The sequence below is a fragment of the Edwardsiella sp. EA181011 genome (assembly GCF_000800725.1).
In the GTDB taxonomy this organism is placed as follows: domain Bacteria; phylum Pseudomonadota; class Gammaproteobacteria; order Enterobacterales; family Enterobacteriaceae; genus Edwardsiella; species Edwardsiella anguillarum.
The window spans coordinates 552,898-570,779 of record NZ_CP011364.1 but is presented as its reverse complement, the minus strand read 5'-3'; the positions used below and the strand labels follow the sequence as shown (position 1 = coordinate 570,779).

Below are 17,882 nucleotides of genomic sequence, written 5' to 3'. Positions count from 1 at the left end.
CGTTTTATTGTCCTCTATGGCCCTTAATATTTAAGGGCCTAAACTTTCTCTCTCACTCTGAGCAGTAGATAATTGGGATTGCGTTTACTTCTTTTACTGCATGAGAAAAAGATGACAATATCCATAGCAATTGAGTAATGTGCCCATTCACCTTCTCACCTCTGGATATTTTATTAAACTCATCCTTTATTTCATTCTTTGATACAAAGGAACAGCTCAGAATGCATTTTCTATGCAATTTAAAATCCTTTAAAAGATTAGAAATATATTCATCCAGACCATTTGAGTTGCCTTTTCTGGTCCTTTTTATATTTGTCTCACCTTTAGTTGAATTATATTTCTCTACAAATTTAGCTTCGAATTTTTTCATAAAATCAGCTTTACTAAAATTCATGTAACCTAAGTTTTTTACCGCTTGTCCGACAACATCATGCAAGTTACTAGCGGAAGTACTAACCGGTCCATGCTTCGAATGAATGAAATTGATGCATGAGTCACCTTTATTAAAGGTTATGTGATCAGCCCATTCATTACCTAAATCATCGCAAAAAACATAGTCATCATTTTTATGTATCTTCTCAACTAGATTAAACATTGACTCTTTCGAAAATTGGACACTGGTTTTCCTGAAATTACCTTTTTCACTAGTTACGGAATCCATATTTTCCACGGGTCTTAACATATCTAATATACTATTTATTTCTGCGATGCCTGAGTCATCTTGAAAACAGTTTCCAATAAAATACATATAGCGGGGATCATCAAAAGTTATACTATAAAATCCATTTTTAATTATATAACTTTGTAGCGTAACATTACTTCCTGATACATTTACTTTTAATGATCTCAAGAATGAGGAGTCGAAGGTTAAAGTTTTATTATTTATTCTGATAAATGCCCGGCCAAATTTAGTTGTTATTTTCCCTTCTGAATCGATGGGGTAAACTCTTTCGAGATGCTTTATCAATCGCTCTAATTCCTTCGTTTTTAGTTCAACCTCTATTCCTTTTTTGTTTTCATATCTAATTTTAATATCATCTTCGATGAGTTGGTCATATAAAGATGAGCTTTCAATTAAAATTGCATTTGGTTTTGAGTGCTCAAGCACTTCATGAAGTTTCTTCTGCTTCGCAAATGCATCTAAAAAATCCTTTTCGCCCCCACCATCTTTTATTAGAGAAAGTTGATTGTAAACCCAAAGAGCTAAGTTATCAAAGTTAATTCTATTAGATGACTCGACTAAACGCCCGGTTCCTGAAATAGTTCTTACAGTTGATCCTTGTCTGAATTTCAAGAATAGCGGTATTGATCTTCCAGCAGCATGAGTAGAGAAAGTGCCCTTTAAATCCGGAGCTTCATAAGATCGCTGCCTTATTGCTTTGTCCGATACCGTCATGTTTCTTAAGGATATTCTTTGGAAAGAAACATCAGAATCATTGAAAGTCTCAGCTATCATAGTGTTAGTAATCAGGTCAAAGTTTTTCTCAATTTTTTCAGATATATTAGAGCAGCTTTTTTTGATTATACTAATGTGATTTTCAAATTCAAAAATAATAATAAACGCATGAATTCTGTCATATAGGCCAAGCTCACCTTCATCTTTCCCAATGAAGTAAACTGGCCTGATCGTGGGGAATATCCTGACTGAATATAAATAAGGGATATCTTCATCAATTAAATGGCTTCGAGTTCTAAATTCATTTAGTATATATAGAGCATCAGGTTCAATATTGTCATCAGAAGCATTTAATATATCCAAGATAAATACATCTTCTATTGGAGGTAGTGGTTCATTTCCCTTGGAAATATAAAATTGTGCATTTTTGGTTAATTCTAACTTCTCAAGCATCGTAGTATCCTTTAAAGATAAAAATACAAAATATATTCGAGAAATAGTTCAGTGAAGGTAATCTACTTGATTGGTAGAAATTGATCAATTCATAAAATTTATTCCTGAGAGCTATGCCACTGATTAATATTCATATCAATGTCGAGATAATCTCCATGCAGGTAAATGATTTAACTGTCTGTCTGTAACCGCTGCGATCACTGGCGATAGATGTCATGCTCAACTCCTTCTCGTACAGGTCAGAATTCACGTTCAACAAAGTAAATTGCATCCGTCAGCAGCGTATGCCGTTTCAGCTCTGGCTGAATGGAGAAGGTGTCCCTGCGCTGACTATGTATCCCCAAGCTGTCAAACAAGAACAGCCGGGTGGAATCCGTGCGAATAACCACAGACCAGTGCCAGGTGGTGCCCAGAATCACCACGCGCTGCGCCTGATTTTCCGATGGTGCCAGCCAGTCGTTGATGTCGCTGAGAATCTGTCGGGTACGTCGGGAGCGGTAACGGAAAGGGGTATGAATATTGAGAGGATAATGTCGGGCGTAATGCCCTTTCAACAGGACATCACCAATCAGGTGGTCCATTTGCTCTTCATCCAAGCCAAGCGTCAGTAGATCAAATAAATCCCATCGTCGTTTATAGCTGCTAAGTAGGTGGTACATCAATTTTTCTCGCCGAACTCTGCCGTCATAAAGATAACTGAGGGTGTTAATCAGGCTGTAGATGCCACACAAGTAGTCATGCTGACCCTGACGGGACGCATGGACGTCTCGGGGAAGTGTCATTGTAGTGATTCCAGAATAGGTGATGGCCGTGAACCAGCTAAGATGGGTTATTACAGTGGCTGAGTACGCAATGACTGCCACTGTATAAATTATAGCAAAATCAAACAGTTAATTCAAATGATTCCTATTATCACTTATCCAACACAGTCAAGGCTTCCATTACTTATTACTGGTTAACGTCTCCTTCAGCCAGGTCCCTCGCAACCTGAGTCAGAGCCTGCTGTAAAAGTTTATCCCTGGAGGCCGGTTTCATTGTGCGAAACAGTTGTATCCACAGGTTAAGTTGCTCGTCTGCTGAGGCATCTGTCGCATCCCTCTCACTTTTCAGCGCCATCCCTACCGCGCTGATATGGTACAGAAATCCCTTCCCACTCGTGCGTTTGCGGCGGATTTCCGGGTGCAGAGCTGTGAGTTTTTCCAGACGTAGCCGTGCCCCTTTCGCAGTGCCCGGCATCCCTTCCATTCCGGCAAACTGCTCTGCTGTTAGCCACTCTCCACTTTCTATCGCACCGATATCACTGGGCCCAGTCATCTGTTCATTACTCATAAAAATTTCACCTCTGATCAAAGCGTTAGTTAAATGAGCGCAAATAACCACAAAAGGGAACTTGATAGCTTCCCTTTGTTCGCTTTTAATATCTCCAGTACTAACAACCCGGAGTGAATACATTGAGTAACTCAACAGATTCGCAAAAAAAGCGAAGTAAGGGAAGTGCTGTTAACTGGCACCGGGCCGATATTATCGCGGCCCTGCACAAACAGGGGCTTTCTCTGTCTTCCCTCTCACGGCAGCATAGGCTGGCTTCACGGACACTAAATAATGCCTTCGAACGTCATTATCCACGGGCTGAAAAAATTATTGCAGACGCTTTGGGTACCACACCTGAATCCATCTGGCCTCAGCGCTATGGGGGAAAGTAAAGAAGTAAAACCGACAGATTCTGATATCACAAACCAGAACCAGTCTGACAACTACATGATTTTTAAGTATTAAGGACAGGAAATTATGAAAAAAACATTGATGGTCTCACTACCGAGTATCCTACTGCTTACATTATCAGCAGAAGCCAAAGTATTACCGATCCAGTCATACAACGTCTTAACGGAGCAGTTCAGTCTTTTGAACACTTGCAGAGCTGAGGGATATATTGTCGATACAGCAGTACTTAAGCGGCTTGATAAACTCATCAAACGCTTTGAATACCAGGATGCCTCCGGTACCACAACCCGCATCACCCCGGCAATGGAGCAGGAATATCACAATCGAGCGGATATGGACGTACTGAATGCACGAATGCTTGGTCAGCAGGATCAGGCCTCCATTGTATGCAATAAAGTGCTTAAAGATTTCACTGGCCGGTTCGATGAGCTTGAGGAAAAGATCTCAGCTACGAACTCGCCGCAAACCGAATCCCCTGCTTTAGCACCCGCCCCTACCGAGCCGGAAGACCGCCCGATGAAATGGGAAAACAGCCCGGTTCAGGGTATTCCAATTCAGTGAGGGGTAACACAATGAAGAAGCGTATTATTACTGCGCTACTCGTCACAACAGCATCCGCCCCGGCGCTGGCAACTTACCCGGCAAGCCAGCCTGCTCAGGCCGCAGAAGTGATGGTCAGGATGTGTCTACAGCAACGTACAGGCGTTGATAAGAAAACGGCGATCGGTAGAGTCTACGACACCGTAAGCGACTGGCCCATAGCCTCAACAACAGAGGTTGCTGCGGCTATGGATGAAGGATGGAAGTTCGCTGTACAGAATAGCGGGGCTCAGTGCGAGAAAATTTATCTCGTAATGATTGATATGCTGGCGGGGAAGGCGCACCTAAAGGGCTGAACTAATGCTAACTATATTTCTTTGTTATTTTAAAGGATGCTAAAGCACTTAATATCTAATAAAGTATAACACCGTCCTTTCAAATAAAAAAACCATACGGCAGCGATAATGTTTCTGACGTGTGGTTTTATTTCAGTTTTAATACTTCACTTTTGTGATGGTATTTTCCGCCTAAGATATTGAATAGAGGTAATTACGTGTCACCATCCTTCCTAGAAAGATATACTGCAAGACTTAGTACTACAAGACTCAATGTAGCAAAAACCTGAACAAACACAATGTTTGTAATGAAAGGTGTGTTTTGCCCACAAAAATTAAATGCATACCCCACATTCGTTAGCGTGCCAACACTCAACGACATTGTTACGGCATCATATACAAAATTTATTTGCGGTAATAACATATATGCCGCCGCTGAATAAAAAAATATCTCTAAATAGCTAAATAGAGCTAACCGAATACGTTCATGTTTGTTTAACCCCGTAACGGATTCATGCTGCTGAAATATGTCACAAACAAAAGCATATGTGATCTCATAACTTCTAGAAATAAATCGAATAAAAGCTATACACATTAACGCTTTTGAATAAAAGTAATCATGAGCATATTCATAAACAAGAAAGTTAAGCACCATGATAATAACACTAATACAAAAGTTAACCTTATTGTTTATATCCACATAATCTTTTAACTCTTCCTTCACTTTTTCACCCGTAACGTTTGCCTTTAGTCGGGATTTGAAGCGAAATGCCCACCAGTAATCAGGGCTGATAAAAAATGTGCTTTCATGTCCATTCTGCCATCTTGTAATAGGAGGAGAAGAAAACTCTTTTCTGAATGGGTATAATATTCTCTTAATGATATATACAAATATTGAATATGTGATAAATGAGATTATAAAATATCTCATCCAAATATATACCCAATCCAATGACGTATATTCGCAAGTACTAATCATGTATTTTTATCCAGATTAATAATAATCTTAGCTACCGTTGAAAATTCACTCATTTTTTTAACCTTGGCATCAGTCCACTCCCCGTCATCTATTATAATATCACCGTCTTTTTTACCTATTGAAAAAACGCTATTATTATTCAATTCCAACGCAACGGCCTTGACTGTTTTATCTTTTCTAACTCTCTCTTTGCATACCTTTTGATGAATTTCACGAATTATTTTTTCATTCTTATTTTTGACGGTAGAACATTGTTGCAAATAAGTGAAGCCAATCAATTCTGCTATAACAAAACAACGTCCTTCAGTTGTTTTCAACATATCAACATCTAAAGCGGGAAACCCTCCTCCCCTGATAATTTCCTCAAGACATTTCTCCATATCTTTATGGATGTAAATTTCCATTAACCTACCAAATTTTTTAACCAACGTATCACGCTGAATTTTTTTCCTGATATTGGCAGCCTCACGCTTTTTTACCTGCGGGTTCCTCATCATACCTCCTACGACAAATGTACAGTTCGCCATTGACTATGTGACTGTCACAAATTCAAGGCGAACTGTCACGCTTCTTTTTCGAAAAATGAGAGAAATTGCATCTTGTAAATCCTGCTCCTCATTAACTGAAGGAGCACTTCGATGAACGAACTCAAATTGATCAAACGTCAGGCCGTACTGGAGCGCTGCGCCGTCAGCCGGGCAACGCTCTACCGAATGGTTGCAGCAGGCACATTCCCGCGTCCGGTATCGCTAACAGGAGGGCGTGCGGTGGCATGATTGCAACACGACGTTGAGGCGTGGATTGCCTCCAGGGTACCCACAGGGCAGCGAAAGTAGCAGATGGAGGCTTATGGGCGTGTTTTCAGCCCGTCTATAAGCCACATATGCGCCTACTTAGAACCATATTGCTACTGGGTAAAGATAACCAGTAAGAAGCATTTAATTGGATTAACTGATATAGCCACTCACGATGGTGGGTGGCGTGGAGATAAACATGAATAATATCGACAATGGGAAAAAGTCATTAAAAATTGGGGTAAGCAAAGATGAGCACCCAATGAGAATGCGTGTGGATGGGATTACTATTGTAACCATGGCAGAAAACAAGAATGAGAGAATACTTGTTAAACGTTGGGTTGAGAGTATTTTCGAAGATCCAATGCCCTATTCTTTAAGACCTGCGACAATATCGAAGAATGGGAAAAAACTCTATCAAAAAGGTGTTGTTATATACTCTGGGAAAACCATGCTACTGAGGTTTGAATATAAACCAGTAAGAAGCAAAATTGGCAATATAAGAATGGAGTTTCGACCTCAGCATTTGGATGAAAAGGGCATGGACAGCCTTATTCTTTGGATGGCTGAAAGTGGCCTTGGTGAGTTTATTTTCAAACTCTTAAAAAGAGCGTGGATTACACGCTTAGACGTGGCTCTAGATCTGTATAAGTGTAACCTTGAGGACTATTTTTTTGGGATGAAACGCTGTTATACAGGGAAAATGAACCTTGGCACGGAAACTAGGGGAATGACATTGGGTACAGTGAGTTCTCATATTCAGATGTCAATTTATGAGAAGATTGATCTGTCTGGTGTTGAAACATCTATTAAAGCGGTAAAAACCGAGGGTAAAAACACTCTCTGTGTGAATCAGTTCGCGGATTTCCTGCGTATCGAGGCCAGAATTCGTCCCAAAAGTAAACCTCACTCAAAGCAGGGTAAAAATGCTCTGCTTCTGGCTGATATAGGCGAAGTAGAGAACCCGTATGAAGATCTACAGATCTATCAGAAAGGTCTGGACAAAGCGTTGTATCTTACTGAGAGTCGCTTTAAATATGAAAAGGGGGATAATCTGGTGAAAAATAAACACGACTTCTTGAAGTCTGTTAATCTCAGGAAAATGCCGAAGCGTCTTGAAAATGTGTTCAGAATGTATGAATACGATCTTTTGAATAAGTCTGAAATATGGTGTGCCTGGCCCAGTTGCGTATCTAAACTCGGCCTATTAAGCAACGCGCCGTTGTGGATCAACAGCAACAGAATACGCCGATTTGGTTAAACATTACTCCAGGCGCCCTTGTTACTCATACAGGGGCACTTAGGGCGCAGAATCATGACCATTGTTCATCGGTGAAAGTTTATGTCAAAATGGCCTTCAGACGAGCCTGTGAGCCATCAAAATAGTTTCTGGGCCTGTATGAGTATTTTGTCATTTCACGGAGAGGCATATCCCCCCAGTAAGATTCATCGGTTACTTGCTAAATCTGTGCGCAGAAAGCGGCAACGACTCTTACAGGCACCCAGTTGTTAACGATAGTAGCCATATTGGCACGATACACAATTACCCAAGCAACCTCAGTATGGGGGATTCCTCACAGAACTAGTCGTGAGGACCGGAATTGCCTATTGCTCTGGGGTCATTCCAGTCTGTTAATCCCCTAACAAATCAATGAAACATTTTATCGCCGTACAGGCTAACTGATTTTTTTGTTGTTTTTTATCGGCATCACATTGTAATCCTCACCGCGTTCCAGTGAGGCCAGTAATGCTGCCCACTGCTCTAAGGCTGCTTTACGTTCTTGAAAATATTCATAACGGTTATAGATGCCTTCTACACCCTTGATACGGTGGTTTAAACAACGTTCTGCAACAACAGGGTCAACGCCTAAAGCAGCTAAGTGTGAGCGCCCTGTACGTCGGAAATCATGGATGGTGAAATTTGGTATATCAGGAAGGTTGCTGCGCACTTTTGCCAGTGCTACGGGCAGTGTACTTTCCTGTATATGAGGGATCATTCTGTGTTGCATTTTACGCGCAGGTAGCACCCACTGGCTATTGAGGGACATCTGGTGTAGTTCCTTCAACCATTCAACGGTTATCGCGGGTAAGGGGATATCGATAGCATCACCGTTCTTTACCCGTTCGGCAGGTAAATGCCAGACTGAGTTATTTAAATCAAATTCAGCCCACTGAGCAGCGCAGAGTTCCATTTTCCTACAGCAGAGTGCAAGCAGAAGTTTCATAGTCAGCTCGTTTTGCCGGGAAAATCCTTGAGTCACCCGCATGGCCTGAAAGAATTTAATCAATTCTTCTCTGCTCAGCCAGCGTTCACGGGATTTCTCCTTACCTCCAGCATCAGCGATCTCAAACGCTGTTGTGGGGTTACTCTCCAGCATATGGCGTTTGATACCATAGTTGAAAATGCGGCGGGTCCAGCGGAGGACATCATTAGCCACTGTAGGGGCGTTTCGTGCGATGATCTTCTGCAACATATCATCAATATGGCGGGGGCGAACATCTTCGATTTTAAGATGCCCAATACTAGGATTGATGTCTTTGTCGATACGACGGCGCAGGATATCTGGATGTTTCCAGTTCCCTAAGATCTGGCGTTCGAAGTACTCGTGGGCCAGATCTGAAACCTTCAACGCATTTTTTTGTTCTTCAATCTTTTTGATAGCCTCGGCCTTACGTTCCTGCTTTTCTCCTGCAACGTCATAGCCTAAGGCAACACGTGCGGAAAGCTCTTTCGCCGTTTCTCGCGCTTTAGCGAGTGAAAATTCAGAGTAGGTTCCAATAACCATTGCCCTCTGTTTCCCGACAAACCGATAGCGGAAACGCCAGAATGGGATAGCGTAGTTTTTAGGAAAGCATAGATACAAGCCATTGCCATCAGATCGACCATTAAATCGTTCCCCAGCCCTCACCCATGCTTTGATCTGAATGTCCGTTAGCTTTGCCATAATACGTCCTCAATGAAGTTCTTACTGTGTACATAGATGTGCGTGTACATAACATGAGTATATACACAACTATGTACACGATAAATGTGCGCTGTATTGAGATCGTGTGAGATTCTATGGCATTAGAAAAGCCCGCTATTACGCGGGCTTGTTGGTGTCGGTGAGATGTTGTGAGACTTAAAAAGTTTTTCTGAAATTTTACTCTATGTTTTGGATCTGCTCGCGCATCTGCTCAATCAGCACCTTCAGCTCAATGGCAGAGGCGGTGATATCGGCGTTGATCGACTTGGACGCAAGGGTGTTCGACTCGCGGTTGAACTCCTGCATCATAAAGTCCAGGCGACGGCCGACGGCCTCTTTCTTCTTCAGGATGACGTAGGTTTCTTTCACGTGGGCATCCAGGCGATCCAGCTCTTCGGCCACGTCGATACGCTGAGCCATCAGCACCAGCTCCTGCTCCAGACGGTTGTTTTCCAACTGTACCTGGGCTTCCTCCAGCTTGCTGACCAGACGCTCGCGCTGCCACTGCAGGATTTCCGGCATCCGGCTGCGCACCTTGGCCACCTCCGCGGATACGGCCTCCAGACGCTGTTCGATCAGCTGCTTCAGGGCGCTGCCCTCACGCTCGCGCGCGTCGATAAAGTCGTCGATGGTGCCGTCCAGCGCGGCGAGCAGCTCGCTGCCGATGGCGTCCAGATCCTGCTCGGCGGCCGCCATCACACCGGGCCAGCGCAGGACGTCCAGCGGGTTGATTTCACCCTCGTCGCTCTGCAGTTTGACCCAGTTAGCGGCATCGACCAGCTGTTTAGCCAGGCTTTCGTTGAGGATCAAGGCGCTCTGGGCGCTCGGATCCAGTTCGAAGCGCAGGTTGCACTCGACCTTGCCACGGGTCAGGCGGGTGCGCAGGCGCTCACGGATCACCGGCTCCAGACTGCGGAACTGCTCCGGAAGACGGATATAGGTTTCCAGATAGCGCTGGTTTACTGAGCGCAGCTCCCAGGCTGCGCTGCCCCAGTTACCCTTGACTTCGCGTCGGGCGTAAGCGGTCATGCTACGGATCATAGTGCCTGCCTATTACTAAAACGGTGTGTGTTGTCGGGATTATAGCCCCGCGGCGTCCTGCGTGATAGGCATAAGCAGATGAAGGCCGTATAATGCGCAGCCGATGACTGAATTACCTGCGGAGATGAGCTTATGCGTCCTGAAGGCCGAGCTGCCGGACAGATCCGTCCACTGCGTTTGACCCGTCACTATACCAAGCATGCGGAAGGGTCCGTGCTGGTGGAGTTTGGCGATACCAAAGTGCTGTGTACCGCCAGCGTTGATGAAGGGGTGCCGCGCTTTTTAAAAGGCCAGGGACAGGGGTGGGTCACCGCAGAATACGGCATGTTGCCGCGTTCTACCCATAGCCGCATGGCGCGCGAGGCGGCCAAGGGCAAGCAGGGTGGCCGTACCATGGAGATCCAGCGGCTGATCGCTCGCTCGCTGCGGGCGGCGGTAGATCTGAAGAAGCTGGGCGAGTTTACCATCACCCTGGACTGCGATGTGATTCAGGCGGACGGCGGAACCCGTACGGCGTCGATCACCGGAGCCTGTGTGGCGTTGGCCGATGCGCTGGGCGCGCTGGTGGCCGCCGGTAAGCTGAAGGAGAGCCCGCTGAAGGGCATGGTGGCCGCCGTTTCGGTGGGGATCGTGGCCGGCGAGGCGGTGTGCGATCTGGAGTATGTGGAAGACTCCGCCGCGGAAACCGATATGAACGTGGTGATGATGGAGGACGGTCGGATGATCGAGGTGCAGGGCACCGCCGAAGGCGAACCGTTCAGCCATGAAGAGCTCTTGACGTTGCTGGCGCTGGCCAGAGACGGCATAGGACAGATTATCCAGGCGCAGAAGACGGCGCTGGAGCAGTGATTTTTAGGCGACTGAATAAGTCGCCTTTTTTTTGCCCGCGGGGTGGGCATCCGTCGCGTTAACAGACTTTGAAGGAGAAAAGTATGAAGGCCTATCAGCGCCGTTTTATTGAATTCGCACTCAGCAAGCAGGTGCTAAAGTTTGGCGAGTTTACGCTGAAGTCCGGGCGCACCAGCCCCTATTTCTTTAACGCCGGCCTGTTTAACACCGGGCGAGATCTGGCGCTGCTGGGGCGTTTCTATGCGGAGGCCCTGGTGGACAGCGGGATTGCGTTTGACGTGCTGTTCGGGCCAGCCTACAAAGGGATCCCGATTGCGACCACAACGGCGGTGGCCCTGGCTGAGCACCACGATCGGGATATGCCTTACTGCTTTAACCGTAAAGAGGCCAAGGATCACGGTGAAGGCGGCACGCTGGTAGGCAGTGCGCTGGCCGGGCGGGTGATGCTGGTGGACGATGTGATCACTGCCGGTACCGCGATTCGCGAGTCGATGTCGATTATCCAGGCCAACGGGGCGGCGCTGGCCGGCGTGCTGATCTCTCTTGATCGTCAGGAGCGTGGCCGCGGCGAACTGTCGGCGATCCAGGAGGTGGAGCGCGACTACGGCTGCCGGGTGATTTCAATCATCACCTTAGGCGATCTGATCCACTATCTGGAAGAGCAGCCGGAGATGGCGCAGCATCTGGCGGCAGTCAAGGCGTATCGCGCCCGGTACGGGGTGTGAGTTGCCGATGGCCGCCGTCCGGCGGCCATCGTTGGGAGTCACTGCAGCTGGCAGGCCAGGAGTGGCCAGCGTGTCTCGAACTCCTGCGTGGGGCGGTAGCGGAACTCTGACCGCACGAAGCGCGATAGCATACCTTCGCAAAACGCCAGAAGCTGGCTGGCCAGCAGCGTTTCGTCGTGTTCAAAGCCGCTGCCTTCGTGCAGCCGGCGCTCTTTTAAGACCTGTCTAAGCTGGGCCTCAATGCGCTCGAACAGCTGGTTGATCCGCCCCTGTAGGCGATCCTGCTCAAACATCAGGGCATGGCCGGTCATAATCCGGGTTAACCCAGGATTGCGTTCGGCAAAGCCCAGGATCAGCAGCAGAATAAGACGAAGCCGATTGAAGGTGTCTTTTTCATCCTGCAGTATAAGATTGATGCGCGATGTCAGCGTGTCCTCGATAAACTCGATAAGACTGTCGAACATCCGCGTTTTACTGGGAAAATGGCGATAGAGTGCGGCTTCTGAAACGCCGACGTTCGCCGCCAGTTTTGCTGTCGTGATGCGTTGACTACCGTCGCTGGACTCCAGCATCTGCGCCAGCGCCTGTAAAATCTCTTCGCGACGGTTCCTTTTCGTATTTTCTTTTTCTGCCATGCCTGACAAGACCCTTGCTAAACGGCGAAAACGGATTTCCCACAACAGACACCGCCGCAACTGGGTGCGACGGTGATTAGGCTTGATAGCGTTGCGTGCGGCGGATTAGTGGCGACCGGAGTGGCCAAAGCCGCCGTCGCCGCGCGCGCTGTCCTCAAAGGATTCCACCAGATTAAAGTCGGCCTGCACCACCGGTACCAGCACCAGCTGCGCAATGCGCTCACCCGGCTCAATGGTAAAGGGGGTCTGCCCACGGTTCCACACGGAAATCATCAGCTGTCCCTGGTAGTCGGAGTCGATCAGCCCGACCAGGTTACCCAGCACGATACCGTGCTTGTGGCCCAGGCCGGAGCGCGGCAGGATCACCGCCGCCAGAGACGGATCGGCAATGTGAATAGCCAGCCCGGTGGGCAGCAGGGTGGTTTCACCCGGCGCGAGCACGACGGCGCTGTCCAGGCAGGCACGCAGATCCAGACCGGCGGAGCCGGGGGTGGCATAGGTCGGCAGCGGAAACTGTTGACCTATGCGTGCGTCGAGGATCTTAACGTCGATTTTTTTCTTCATAATGTCTGACGATCTCATTGATTAAGGTGCAGCCCAGGCGGGATTTACTGCTGAGCGGCAACCGTTTGTCACCCTGGGGCCAAAAAAGATGTAAGGCATTGGTATCGCTATTAAAACCCTGCCCATCTTGTGAAACGTCGTTGGCGCAGATCAGGTCGAGCCCTTTACGCGCCAGCTTTTGTCTGGCGTATTCTTCCACATTCTGTGTTTCAGCGGCAAATCCTACCACAAACGGCCGTGCTTCGGTCATGGCGGCGACGCCGGCGACGATATCCGGATTTTTCACCAGCGTCAGCGTCAGCATATCGCCCCGCTGCTTTTTCATCTTTTCTGGCGCGATCTGCTGCGCGCGGTAGTCGGCGACGGCGGCGCAGGCGATGAAGATATCGCAATCACGCGCGCGCTGGGCGACGGCCGCCTGCATGTCCAGTGCGCTCTGCACATCGACACGCGCTACCCCTGGCGGGGTTGGCAGGGTGACCGGCCCGCTGATCAGCGTCACCTGTGCGCCGCGGCGGGCGGCGGCTTCAGCGATGGCAAAGCCCATTTTACCGGAGCTGTGGTTACTGATAAAACGCACCGGATCCAGCGCTTCGCGCGTTGGGCCGGCGGTGATGATCACTCGGTAGGCCGCTAGGTCCTGGCTCTGGCTGAAATGTTTCTCCGTAAGGCTGACCAGCGTCAGCGGATCCAGCATGCGCCCTGGGCCGACGTCACCGCAGGCCTGCTCTCCGCTGTCTGGGCCCCAGATCAGCGCCCCGCGCTGCGTCAGAGTGGCCAGATTGTCCTGCGTGGCGGCGGCGCGGAACATCTGCTGGTTCATCGCCGGCGCGATGGCGAGAGGCGCTGCGCTGGCCAGACACAGGGTTGCCAGCAGATCGTCCGCCATTCCGGCGGCCAAGCGCGCCATCAGGTCCGCCGTTGCGGGGGCCAAGAGCACCAGGTCGGCCCATTTTCCCAGCGCGATGTGCCCCATAGAGGCTTCGGCCGCCGGATCGAACAGATCGTCGGCAACCGGATGTCCTGAGACGGCCTGCAGCGTCAGGGGGGTGATAAAGGCCTGTGCCCCTTTGGTCATGACGACGCGCACCTCTGCGCCGCGCTCGCGCAGCCGACGTACGATTTCCGGGCACTTATAGGCGGCTATCCCGCCGCTGATGCCCAACAGGATGCGTTTGCCGCGAAGTACAGTCATGGTGTTGGTTCCGTTGAAAGCCCAAGGTTGGCAAGATTTTATCATAACCCGTTTTCTCTCGCCGACCCTGCAACGACCGTGGAAAGCCTGCGTAAGACTGCACAGTTTTTATCCGCGTCGTTTGATGCTGTTTATTTATACAGTTAATTTGTGCCCATCGGTAGTCTGGCTGACGGGGGAGGCGGGGCGATGGCGCAGAGGAGGATTGAGGGCGGCTGGTCGCAGGGGGCGCTGCCGAGGGAAAAGCTGCTCGCGCAGGGCGCGGCGGCGCTCAGCGATCGTGAGCTGCTGGCGTTGTTTCTGCGCACGGGCCTGCCGGGGGTGCATGTGATACAGCTGGCGGATCGGCTGCTGCAGCGCTTTGGGTCGCTACAGGGGGTGCTGCGGGCAGACGTTGATACCTTCTGCGCCAGCCAAGGGCTGGGCATCGCCAAGTTTGCCCAGCTTCAGGCGGTTACTGAGCTATCGCGACGGGTGCTACGGCACCGTATCGGTGAGGAAAGCGCGATTACCAGCCCCGATCTGACGGCGCTGTATCTGCAGAATCTCTTCGTCTCACTGGAGCGAGAGATCTTTGTCGTGCTGTTTTTAGACAATCAACACCGTGTTATTCGATCTGAGCAGATGTTTTCAGGTACTATAAACTGCGTGGATGTATATCCACGGGAAATCGTCAGGGAAGCGCTTAAGCTGAATGCTGTGGCGTTAATCCTGGCGCACAATCACCCGTCGGGCAATCCCGAACCCAGTGTGGCGGACCGTTTGTTGACGGAGCGCGTGGCTAAGGCCTGTGCACTGGTGGATATTCAGGTTCTCGATCATATGGTCATCGGCCATGGTCAGCGGGTTTCCTTTGCTGAACGTGGGTGGATTTAATCATATTTTTCGCGATCCTGAGGGATCTTTAGCTGTTCGGGTCTTGAGCACATGCGCTCTAGAGCGTATACTACGCCACCTTTGAGAATCTAGGTTGTGGCGTTAAGAGCCTATCTCAGCAGGTTTCGACCTGACTCAGAGTCTACTCGGCGGAGTTTGCCGGGATGGGCTCTAAAGCCTGACGAGGCGGCCACATCCTATACGAAGCTCGAGCTGATTTGATTTTTGGAGAATAGACATGTCCCGAGTCTGCCAAGTTACTGGCAAGCGTCCGGTGACCGGTAACAACCGTTCCCATGCGCTGAATGCGACCAAACGCCGTTTTCTGCCTAACCTGCACTCACACCGTTTTTGGGTTGAAGGTGAGAAGCGCTTTGTAACTCTGCGTGTATCTGCTAAAGGTATGCGTGTTATTGATAAGAAGGGTATCGAAGCGGTTCTGGCCGATCTGCGTGCCCGTGGTGAGAAGTATTAAGGAGCTGAATCATGGCTAAAGGTATTCGCGAGAAGATCAAGCTGGTTTCCTCTGCTGGTACTGGTCACTACTACACCACTACCAAGAACAAACGTACCAAACCGGAAAAATTGGAACTGAAAAAGTTCGATCCGGTGGTACGCCAGCATGTGATCTACAAAGAAGCTAAAATTAAATAATTTTAGTGGAATTGGAAAAACCCGGCTCTGCCGGGTTTTTTTTTGTCCATTTGCCCCTATCTATAGCCTAGGCTGTTTTTTCAGAGAGGGGTTATGCCTGAATTACCGGAAGTAGAAACCAGCCGGCGCGGTATCGCACCGTTTTTGGAGGGGAAAACGCTCTCCCATCTGACGGTGCGCCAGCCGCGCCTGCGTTGGCCGGTTTCCGAAACGCTGCTGACGCTGCGCGATCGGCCGATACTCAGCGTACAGCGGCGTGCCAAGTATCTGCTGCTGGAGTTGCCTGAGGGGTGGATCGTCATCCATCTTGGCATGTCGGGGAGCGTCAGGATCCTGCCGGCACAGACGCCGCCGCAGAAGCACGATCACATCGATCTGCTGCTGACGGATGGCATGATGCTGCGCTATACCGATCCGCGCCGCTTTGGCGCCTGGCTGTGGTATGACAGCCTGACGACGGCCAGCGTACTGGCACACCTGGGGCCGGAGCCGCTCAGCGAGGCGTTCAGCGCAGAGTACCTGCTGGAGAGGGCGCGTGGTCGGCGTACGGCGGTGAAGCCGTGGCTGATGGATAACACGCTGGTGGTCGGCGTCGGTAACATCTATGCCAGCGAGTCGCTGTTCAGTGCGCAGATCCATCCGGATCGTCTGGCGGGATCGCTGAGTGCAGATGAGGCGCGCCTGCTGGTACAGACGATCAAGGCGGTGCTGCAGCGATCCATCGATCAAGGCGGGACGACGCTGCGCGACTTTTTACAGGCGGACGGTAAGCCGGGCTACTTTGCGCAGCAGCTACAGGTTTATGGACGGGCAGGGGAGGCATGCCTGACCTGCGGCACGGCCATCAAGCGTAGCAAGCACGGGCAGCGCACCACGTTTTACTGCCCGCACTGCCAGCGTTAAGCGTCGCGCAGGCGAGCCATCAGCGCCCGGGCTACCGGCTCGGGCAGAAATGCGTCGACGTCGCCGCCGTGGCGTGCAACCTCCTTCACCAGCGAGGAGGAGATAAAGGACCAGGCCTCCGCTGGCATCAGAAATACGCTTTCCAGCGTCGGCATGAGGTGGCGATTCATATTGGCCAGCTGCAGCTCATATTCAAAGTCGGAGACGGCGCGCAGTCCCCGCACCAAAATATTGGCCCCCTGGCGCTGTGCAAAGTGTGCCATCAGCTCGCTGAAGCCCTGAACCTCAACGTTGGTCAGGTGGGCGGTCACCTCACGCGCCATGGCGACACGCTCCTCCAGGGTAAACAGTGGCCGTTTGCCTGGGCTGGCGGCGATGGCCAGGATCACGCTGTCGAACATATGCGCGGCGCGCGTCACAATGTCCAGGTGTCCATTGGTCAGCGGGTCGAATGTTCCCGGATAAATCGCTGTGCGGCTCATAAAGGCGTTTTTTCCGTGTAGCCATGCTGCAGTGCCCACAGCTCGGCGTATTTGTTAAATGTGTACTGTGCGTTGACGACGGCCAGCAGCCATCCCTGTTTGCCGTCCAACACGCCGCCGCGCAGCAGCAGGGTTTTTAGCAGGGCGCCGACGGTATGGCCGAATATGCCCAGCATGGATGTCTTTTTACCGCGGGCGTGGCGCTCGTGCGCCCAGGCTGTGGCATAGCACAGCTGTTTTTGCTGGAATCCAGCAAAGTCACGACAGGTCAGGTGTAGCAGATCGCCCTGCAGCGGCGTGACCGACGCGCCGTGACACGCCAGGGACTCGTGAACCGGGCTGGTGTCATAGCCGTAGCGCTGACGCGGGTAGAGTCGGATCACCCGGTCTGGATACCAGCCGCTGTGACGCATAAAGCGCCCCAAAAACAGATTGCGGCGGGCGATGCTGTATACCCGATCGGCGACAGGCTGTGTGAGAACCTTAGTGATAGCCTCTTTCAGCGCCGGTGTGACGCGCTCATCGCTGTCGATCATCAGAATATAGTCACCGCGGGCATACTGCTGTGCCCGCTGGCGCTGGATGCCGAATCCTTGCCAGTCGCGGTTTTCATAGACTTTGGCGCCGGCGGCCTGGGCGATACGCTGCGTCTCATCGCTGCTGCCGGAGTCAAGAACGATGATTTCATCAGCCCATGCCACGGAGGCTAGACACTCCGGCAAGAGTTCGGCCGCATTCTTGCAAATCAGGACGACGGAGAGGCGCGGTGGCAT

23 protein-coding genes are annotated in these 17,882 nt (G+C 50.0%); 11 read left to right on the top strand and 12 right to left on the bottom strand.

From position 1 onward, the window contains the following. Window positions 1–52: 52 nt before the first annotated feature. The 3 genes from QY76_RS02590 to QY76_RS02580 all read right to left on the bottom strand — a co-directional run bounded on the left by QY76_RS02590 (window position 53) and on the right by QY76_RS02580 (window position 3,178). Window positions 53–1,849 carry a hypothetical protein gene (locus tag QY76_RS02590; RefSeq protein ID WP_045426557.1) on the bottom strand — a complete coding sequence of 599 codons (1,797 nt, stop codon included), beginning with the start codon at window positions 1,847–1,849 and terminating at the stop codon, window positions 53–55. Between the two features lie 239 nt (window positions 1,850–2,088). Further along, a complete protein-coding gene (locus tag QY76_RS02585) occupies window positions 2,089–2,631 on the bottom strand; it encodes a hypothetical protein (RefSeq protein WP_045426554.1) in 543 nt (180 codons plus the stop codon). A 166-nt stretch (window positions 2,632–2,797) separates the two neighbouring features. Further along, window positions 2,798–3,178 (bottom strand): hypothetical protein, encoded by a 381-nt coding sequence (locus QY76_RS02580; RefSeq protein ID WP_045426637.1) that lies wholly within the window; start codon window positions 3,176–3,178, stop codon window positions 2,798–2,800. 122 nt (window positions 3,179–3,300) lie between these two features. Here QY76_RS02580 and QY76_RS17545 point away from each other — a divergent pair, with 122 nt between their 5' ends. From QY76_RS17545 to QY76_RS02570, 3 genes are all read left to right on the top strand, one after another. Next, on the top strand, window positions 3,301–3,552 hold the full coding sequence (locus QY76_RS17545) for a helix-turn-helix domain-containing protein (RefSeq protein WP_071844098.1): 252 nt from the start codon (window positions 3,301–3,303) through the stop codon (window positions 3,550–3,552). A gap of 85 nt (window positions 3,553–3,637) precedes the next feature. Then, window positions 3,638–4,132, top strand: coding sequence for a hypothetical protein (locus QY76_RS02575; protein WP_045426551.1), 495 nt, complete (start codon window positions 3,638–3,640; stop codon window positions 4,130–4,132). Between the two features lie 11 nt (window positions 4,133–4,143). After that, window positions 4,144–4,467, top strand: coding sequence for a hypothetical protein (locus QY76_RS02570; RefSeq protein ID WP_045426548.1), 324 nt, complete (start codon window positions 4,144–4,146; stop codon window positions 4,465–4,467). Between the two features lie 193 nt (window positions 4,468–4,660). Here QY76_RS02570 and QY76_RS18585 read toward each other — a convergent pair whose 3' ends face one another. Both QY76_RS18585 and QY76_RS02565 read right to left on the bottom strand, forming a co-directional pair. Then, window positions 4,661–5,170, bottom strand: a complete 510-nt coding sequence (locus tag QY76_RS18585) for a hypothetical protein (protein ID WP_144418090.1) — start codon at window positions 5,168–5,170, stop codon at window positions 4,661–4,663. A gap of 251 nt (window positions 5,171–5,421) precedes the next feature. Then, window positions 5,422–5,922 (bottom strand): hypothetical protein, encoded by a 501-nt coding sequence (locus tag QY76_RS02565; RefSeq protein WP_147319170.1) that lies wholly within the window; start codon window positions 5,920–5,922, stop codon window positions 5,422–5,424. A gap of 141 nt (window positions 5,923–6,063) precedes the next feature. Between QY76_RS02565 and QY76_RS17540 the strand changes: the two genes are divergently transcribed. Together QY76_RS17540 and QY76_RS02560 are read left to right on the top strand one after the other, a co-directional pair. Further along, window positions 6,064–6,201 (top strand): AlpA family transcriptional regulator, encoded by a 138-nt coding sequence (locus QY76_RS17540; protein WP_071844097.1) that lies wholly within the window; start codon window positions 6,064–6,066, stop codon window positions 6,199–6,201. Between the two features lie 217 nt (window positions 6,202–6,418). Continuing rightward, window positions 6,419–7,480 (top strand): hypothetical protein, encoded by a 1,062-nt coding sequence (locus QY76_RS02560; RefSeq protein ID WP_045426543.1) that lies wholly within the window; start codon window positions 6,419–6,421, stop codon window positions 7,478–7,480. Window positions 7,481–7,895: 415 nt separating this feature from the next. Here the strand turns inward: QY76_RS02560 and QY76_RS02555 are convergent, their stop codons facing one another. Together QY76_RS02555 and QY76_RS02550 are read right to left on the bottom strand one after the other, a co-directional pair. Then, window positions 7,896–9,164 (bottom strand): site-specific integrase, encoded by a 1,269-nt coding sequence (locus QY76_RS02555; RefSeq protein WP_045426541.1) that lies wholly within the window; start codon window positions 9,162–9,164, stop codon window positions 7,896–7,898. A gap of 198 nt (window positions 9,165–9,362) precedes the next feature. Continuing rightward, the gene (locus tag QY76_RS02550) at window positions 9,363–10,226 is read right to left on the bottom strand and encodes a YicC/YloC family endoribonuclease (protein WP_012846942.1); all 864 of its coding nucleotides are present in this window, start codon (window positions 10,224–10,226) and stop codon (window positions 9,363–9,365) included. A gap of 132 nt (window positions 10,227–10,358) precedes the next feature. Here QY76_RS02550 and rph point away from each other — a divergent pair, with 132 nt between their 5' ends. Both rph and pyrE read left to right on the top strand, forming a co-directional pair. Further along, on the top strand, window positions 10,359–11,075 hold the full coding sequence (gene rph / locus QY76_RS02545) for a ribonuclease PH (protein ID WP_015460655.1): 717 nt from the start codon (window positions 10,359–10,361) through the stop codon (window positions 11,073–11,075). Window positions 11,076–11,158: 83 nt separating this feature from the next. Further along, window positions 11,159–11,800 carry an orotate phosphoribosyltransferase gene (gene pyrE / locus QY76_RS02540; protein WP_034164491.1) on the top strand — a complete coding sequence of 214 codons (642 nt, stop codon included), beginning with the start codon at window positions 11,159–11,161 and terminating at the stop codon, window positions 11,798–11,800. Between the two features lie 38 nt (window positions 11,801–11,838). Here pyrE and slmA read toward each other — a convergent pair whose 3' ends face one another. From slmA to coaBC, 3 genes are all read right to left on the bottom strand, one after another. Further along, window positions 11,839–12,435: a nucleoid occlusion factor SlmA gene (gene slmA, locus QY76_RS02535; RefSeq protein WP_045426539.1), complete on the bottom strand. Its 597-nt coding sequence runs from the start codon at window positions 12,433–12,435 to the stop codon at window positions 11,839–11,841. Window positions 12,436–12,540: 105 nt separating this feature from the next. Next, the gene (dut, locus tag QY76_RS02530; RefSeq protein WP_034164493.1) at window positions 12,541–12,999 is read right to left on the bottom strand and encodes a dUTP diphosphatase; all 459 of its coding nucleotides are present in this window, start codon (window positions 12,997–12,999) and stop codon (window positions 12,541–12,543) included. After that, on the bottom strand, window positions 12,977–14,194 hold the full coding sequence (coaBC, locus tag QY76_RS02525; RefSeq protein WP_034164494.1) for a bifunctional phosphopantothenoylcysteine decarboxylase/phosphopantothenate--cysteine ligase CoaBC: 1,218 nt from the start codon (window positions 14,192–14,194) through the stop codon (window positions 12,977–12,979). Before coaBC ends, dut begins: the two co-directional genes overlap by 23 nt. A gap of 189 nt (window positions 14,195–14,383) precedes the next feature. Between coaBC and radC the strand changes: the two genes are divergently transcribed. The 4 genes from radC (at window position 14,384) to mutM (ending at window position 16,627) form a co-directional block, all read left to right on the top strand. Further along, window positions 14,384–15,070: a DNA repair protein RadC gene (gene radC / locus QY76_RS02520; protein ID WP_034164495.1), complete on the top strand. Its 687-nt coding sequence runs from the start codon at window positions 14,384–14,386 to the stop codon at window positions 15,068–15,070. Between the two features lie 238 nt (window positions 15,071–15,308). Then, window positions 15,309–15,545, top strand: a complete 237-nt coding sequence (gene rpmB, locus QY76_RS02515) for a 50S ribosomal protein L28 (protein WP_015460658.1) — start codon at window positions 15,309–15,311, stop codon at window positions 15,543–15,545. Between the two features lie 11 nt (window positions 15,546–15,556). After that, window positions 15,557–15,724: a 50S ribosomal protein L33 gene (rpmG, locus tag QY76_RS02510; RefSeq protein WP_005290066.1), complete on the top strand. Its 168-nt coding sequence runs from the start codon at window positions 15,557–15,559 to the stop codon at window positions 15,722–15,724. Between the two features lie 93 nt (window positions 15,725–15,817). Further along, on the top strand, window positions 15,818–16,627 hold the full coding sequence (gene mutM / locus QY76_RS02505) for a bifunctional DNA-formamidopyrimidine glycosylase/DNA-(apurinic or apyrimidinic site) lyase (protein WP_034164496.1): 810 nt from the start codon (window positions 15,818–15,820) through the stop codon (window positions 16,625–16,627). On the opposite strand, the gene coaD is transcribed toward mutM, so the two are convergent. After that, window positions 16,624–17,109: a pantetheine-phosphate adenylyltransferase gene (gene coaD, locus QY76_RS02500; RefSeq protein ID WP_034164497.1), complete on the bottom strand. Its 486-nt coding sequence runs from the start codon at window positions 17,107–17,109 to the stop codon at window positions 16,624–16,626. The two genes, mutM and coaD, sit on opposite strands and share 4 nt — an antisense overlap. Further along, window positions 17,106–17,882: a glycosyltransferase family 2 protein gene (locus QY76_RS02495; RefSeq protein WP_045426535.1), complete on the bottom strand. Its 777-nt coding sequence runs from the start codon at window positions 17,880–17,882 to the stop codon at window positions 17,106–17,108. The genes coaD and QY76_RS02495 overlap by 4 nt, the downstream gene beginning before the upstream one ends.

Excerpts from the sequence above, each read along its gene's own strand:
- QY76_RS02590 (WP_045426557.1), bottom strand. The coding sequence starts at position 1,849 with ATGCTTGAGAAGTTAGAATTAACCAAAAATGCACAATTTTATATTTCC.
- QY76_RS02585 (WP_045426554.1), bottom strand. The coding sequence starts at position 2,631 with ATGACACTTCCCCGAGACGTCCATGCGTCCCGTCAGGGTCAGCATGAC.
- QY76_RS02580 (WP_045426637.1), bottom strand. The coding sequence starts at position 3,178 with ATGAGTAATGAACAGATGACTGGGCCCAGTGATATCGGTGCGATAGAA.
- QY76_RS02575 (WP_045426551.1), top strand. The coding sequence starts at position 3,638 with ATGAAAAAAACATTGATGGTCTCACTACCGAGTATCCTACTGCTTACA.
- QY76_RS02570 (WP_045426548.1), top strand. The coding sequence starts at position 4,144 with ATGAAGAAGCGTATTATTACTGCGCTACTCGTCACAACAGCATCCGCC.
- QY76_RS02565 (WP_147319170.1), bottom strand. The coding sequence starts at position 5,922 with ATGATGAGGAACCCGCAGGTAAAAAAGCGTGAGGCTGCCAATATCAGG.
- QY76_RS17540 (WP_071844097.1), top strand. The coding sequence starts at position 6,064 with ATGAACGAACTCAAATTGATCAAACGTCAGGCCGTACTGGAGCGCTGC.
- QY76_RS02560 (WP_045426543.1), top strand. The coding sequence starts at position 6,419 with ATGAATAATATCGACAATGGGAAAAAGTCATTAAAAATTGGGGTAAGC.
- QY76_RS02555 (WP_045426541.1), bottom strand. The coding sequence starts at position 9,164 with ATGGCAAAGCTAACGGACATTCAGATCAAAGCATGGGTGAGGGCTGGG.
- QY76_RS02550 (WP_012846942.1), bottom strand. The coding sequence starts at position 10,226 with ATGATCCGTAGCATGACCGCTTACGCCCGACGCGAAGTCAAGGGTAAC.
- rph (WP_015460655.1), top strand. The coding sequence starts at position 10,359 with ATGCGTCCTGAAGGCCGAGCTGCCGGACAGATCCGTCCACTGCGTTTG.
- pyrE (WP_034164491.1), top strand. The coding sequence starts at position 11,159 with ATGAAGGCCTATCAGCGCCGTTTTATTGAATTCGCACTCAGCAAGCAG.
- slmA (WP_045426539.1), bottom strand. The coding sequence starts at position 12,435 with ATGGCAGAAAAAGAAAATACGAAAAGGAACCGTCGCGAAGAGATTTTA.
- dut (WP_034164493.1), bottom strand. The coding sequence starts at position 12,999 with ATGAAGAAAAAAATCGACGTTAAGATCCTCGACGCACGCATAGGTCAA.
- coaBC (WP_034164494.1), bottom strand. The coding sequence starts at position 14,194 with ATGACTGTACTTCGCGGCAAACGCATCCTGTTGGGCATCAGCGGCGGG.
- radC (WP_034164495.1), top strand. The coding sequence starts at position 14,384 with ATGGCGCAGAGGAGGATTGAGGGCGGCTGGTCGCAGGGGGCGCTGCCG.
- rpmB (WP_015460658.1), top strand. The coding sequence starts at position 15,309 with ATGTCCCGAGTCTGCCAAGTTACTGGCAAGCGTCCGGTGACCGGTAAC.
- rpmG (WP_005290066.1), top strand. The coding sequence starts at position 15,557 with ATGGCTAAAGGTATTCGCGAGAAGATCAAGCTGGTTTCCTCTGCTGGT.
- mutM (WP_034164496.1), top strand. The coding sequence starts at position 15,818 with ATGCCTGAATTACCGGAAGTAGAAACCAGCCGGCGCGGTATCGCACCG.
- coaD (WP_034164497.1), bottom strand. The coding sequence starts at position 17,109 with ATGAGCCGCACAGCGATTTATCCGGGAACATTCGACCCGCTGACCAAT.
- QY76_RS02495 (WP_045426535.1), bottom strand. The coding sequence starts at position 17,882 with ATGCCACCGCGCCTCTCCGTCGTCCTGATTTGCAAGAATGCGGCCGAA.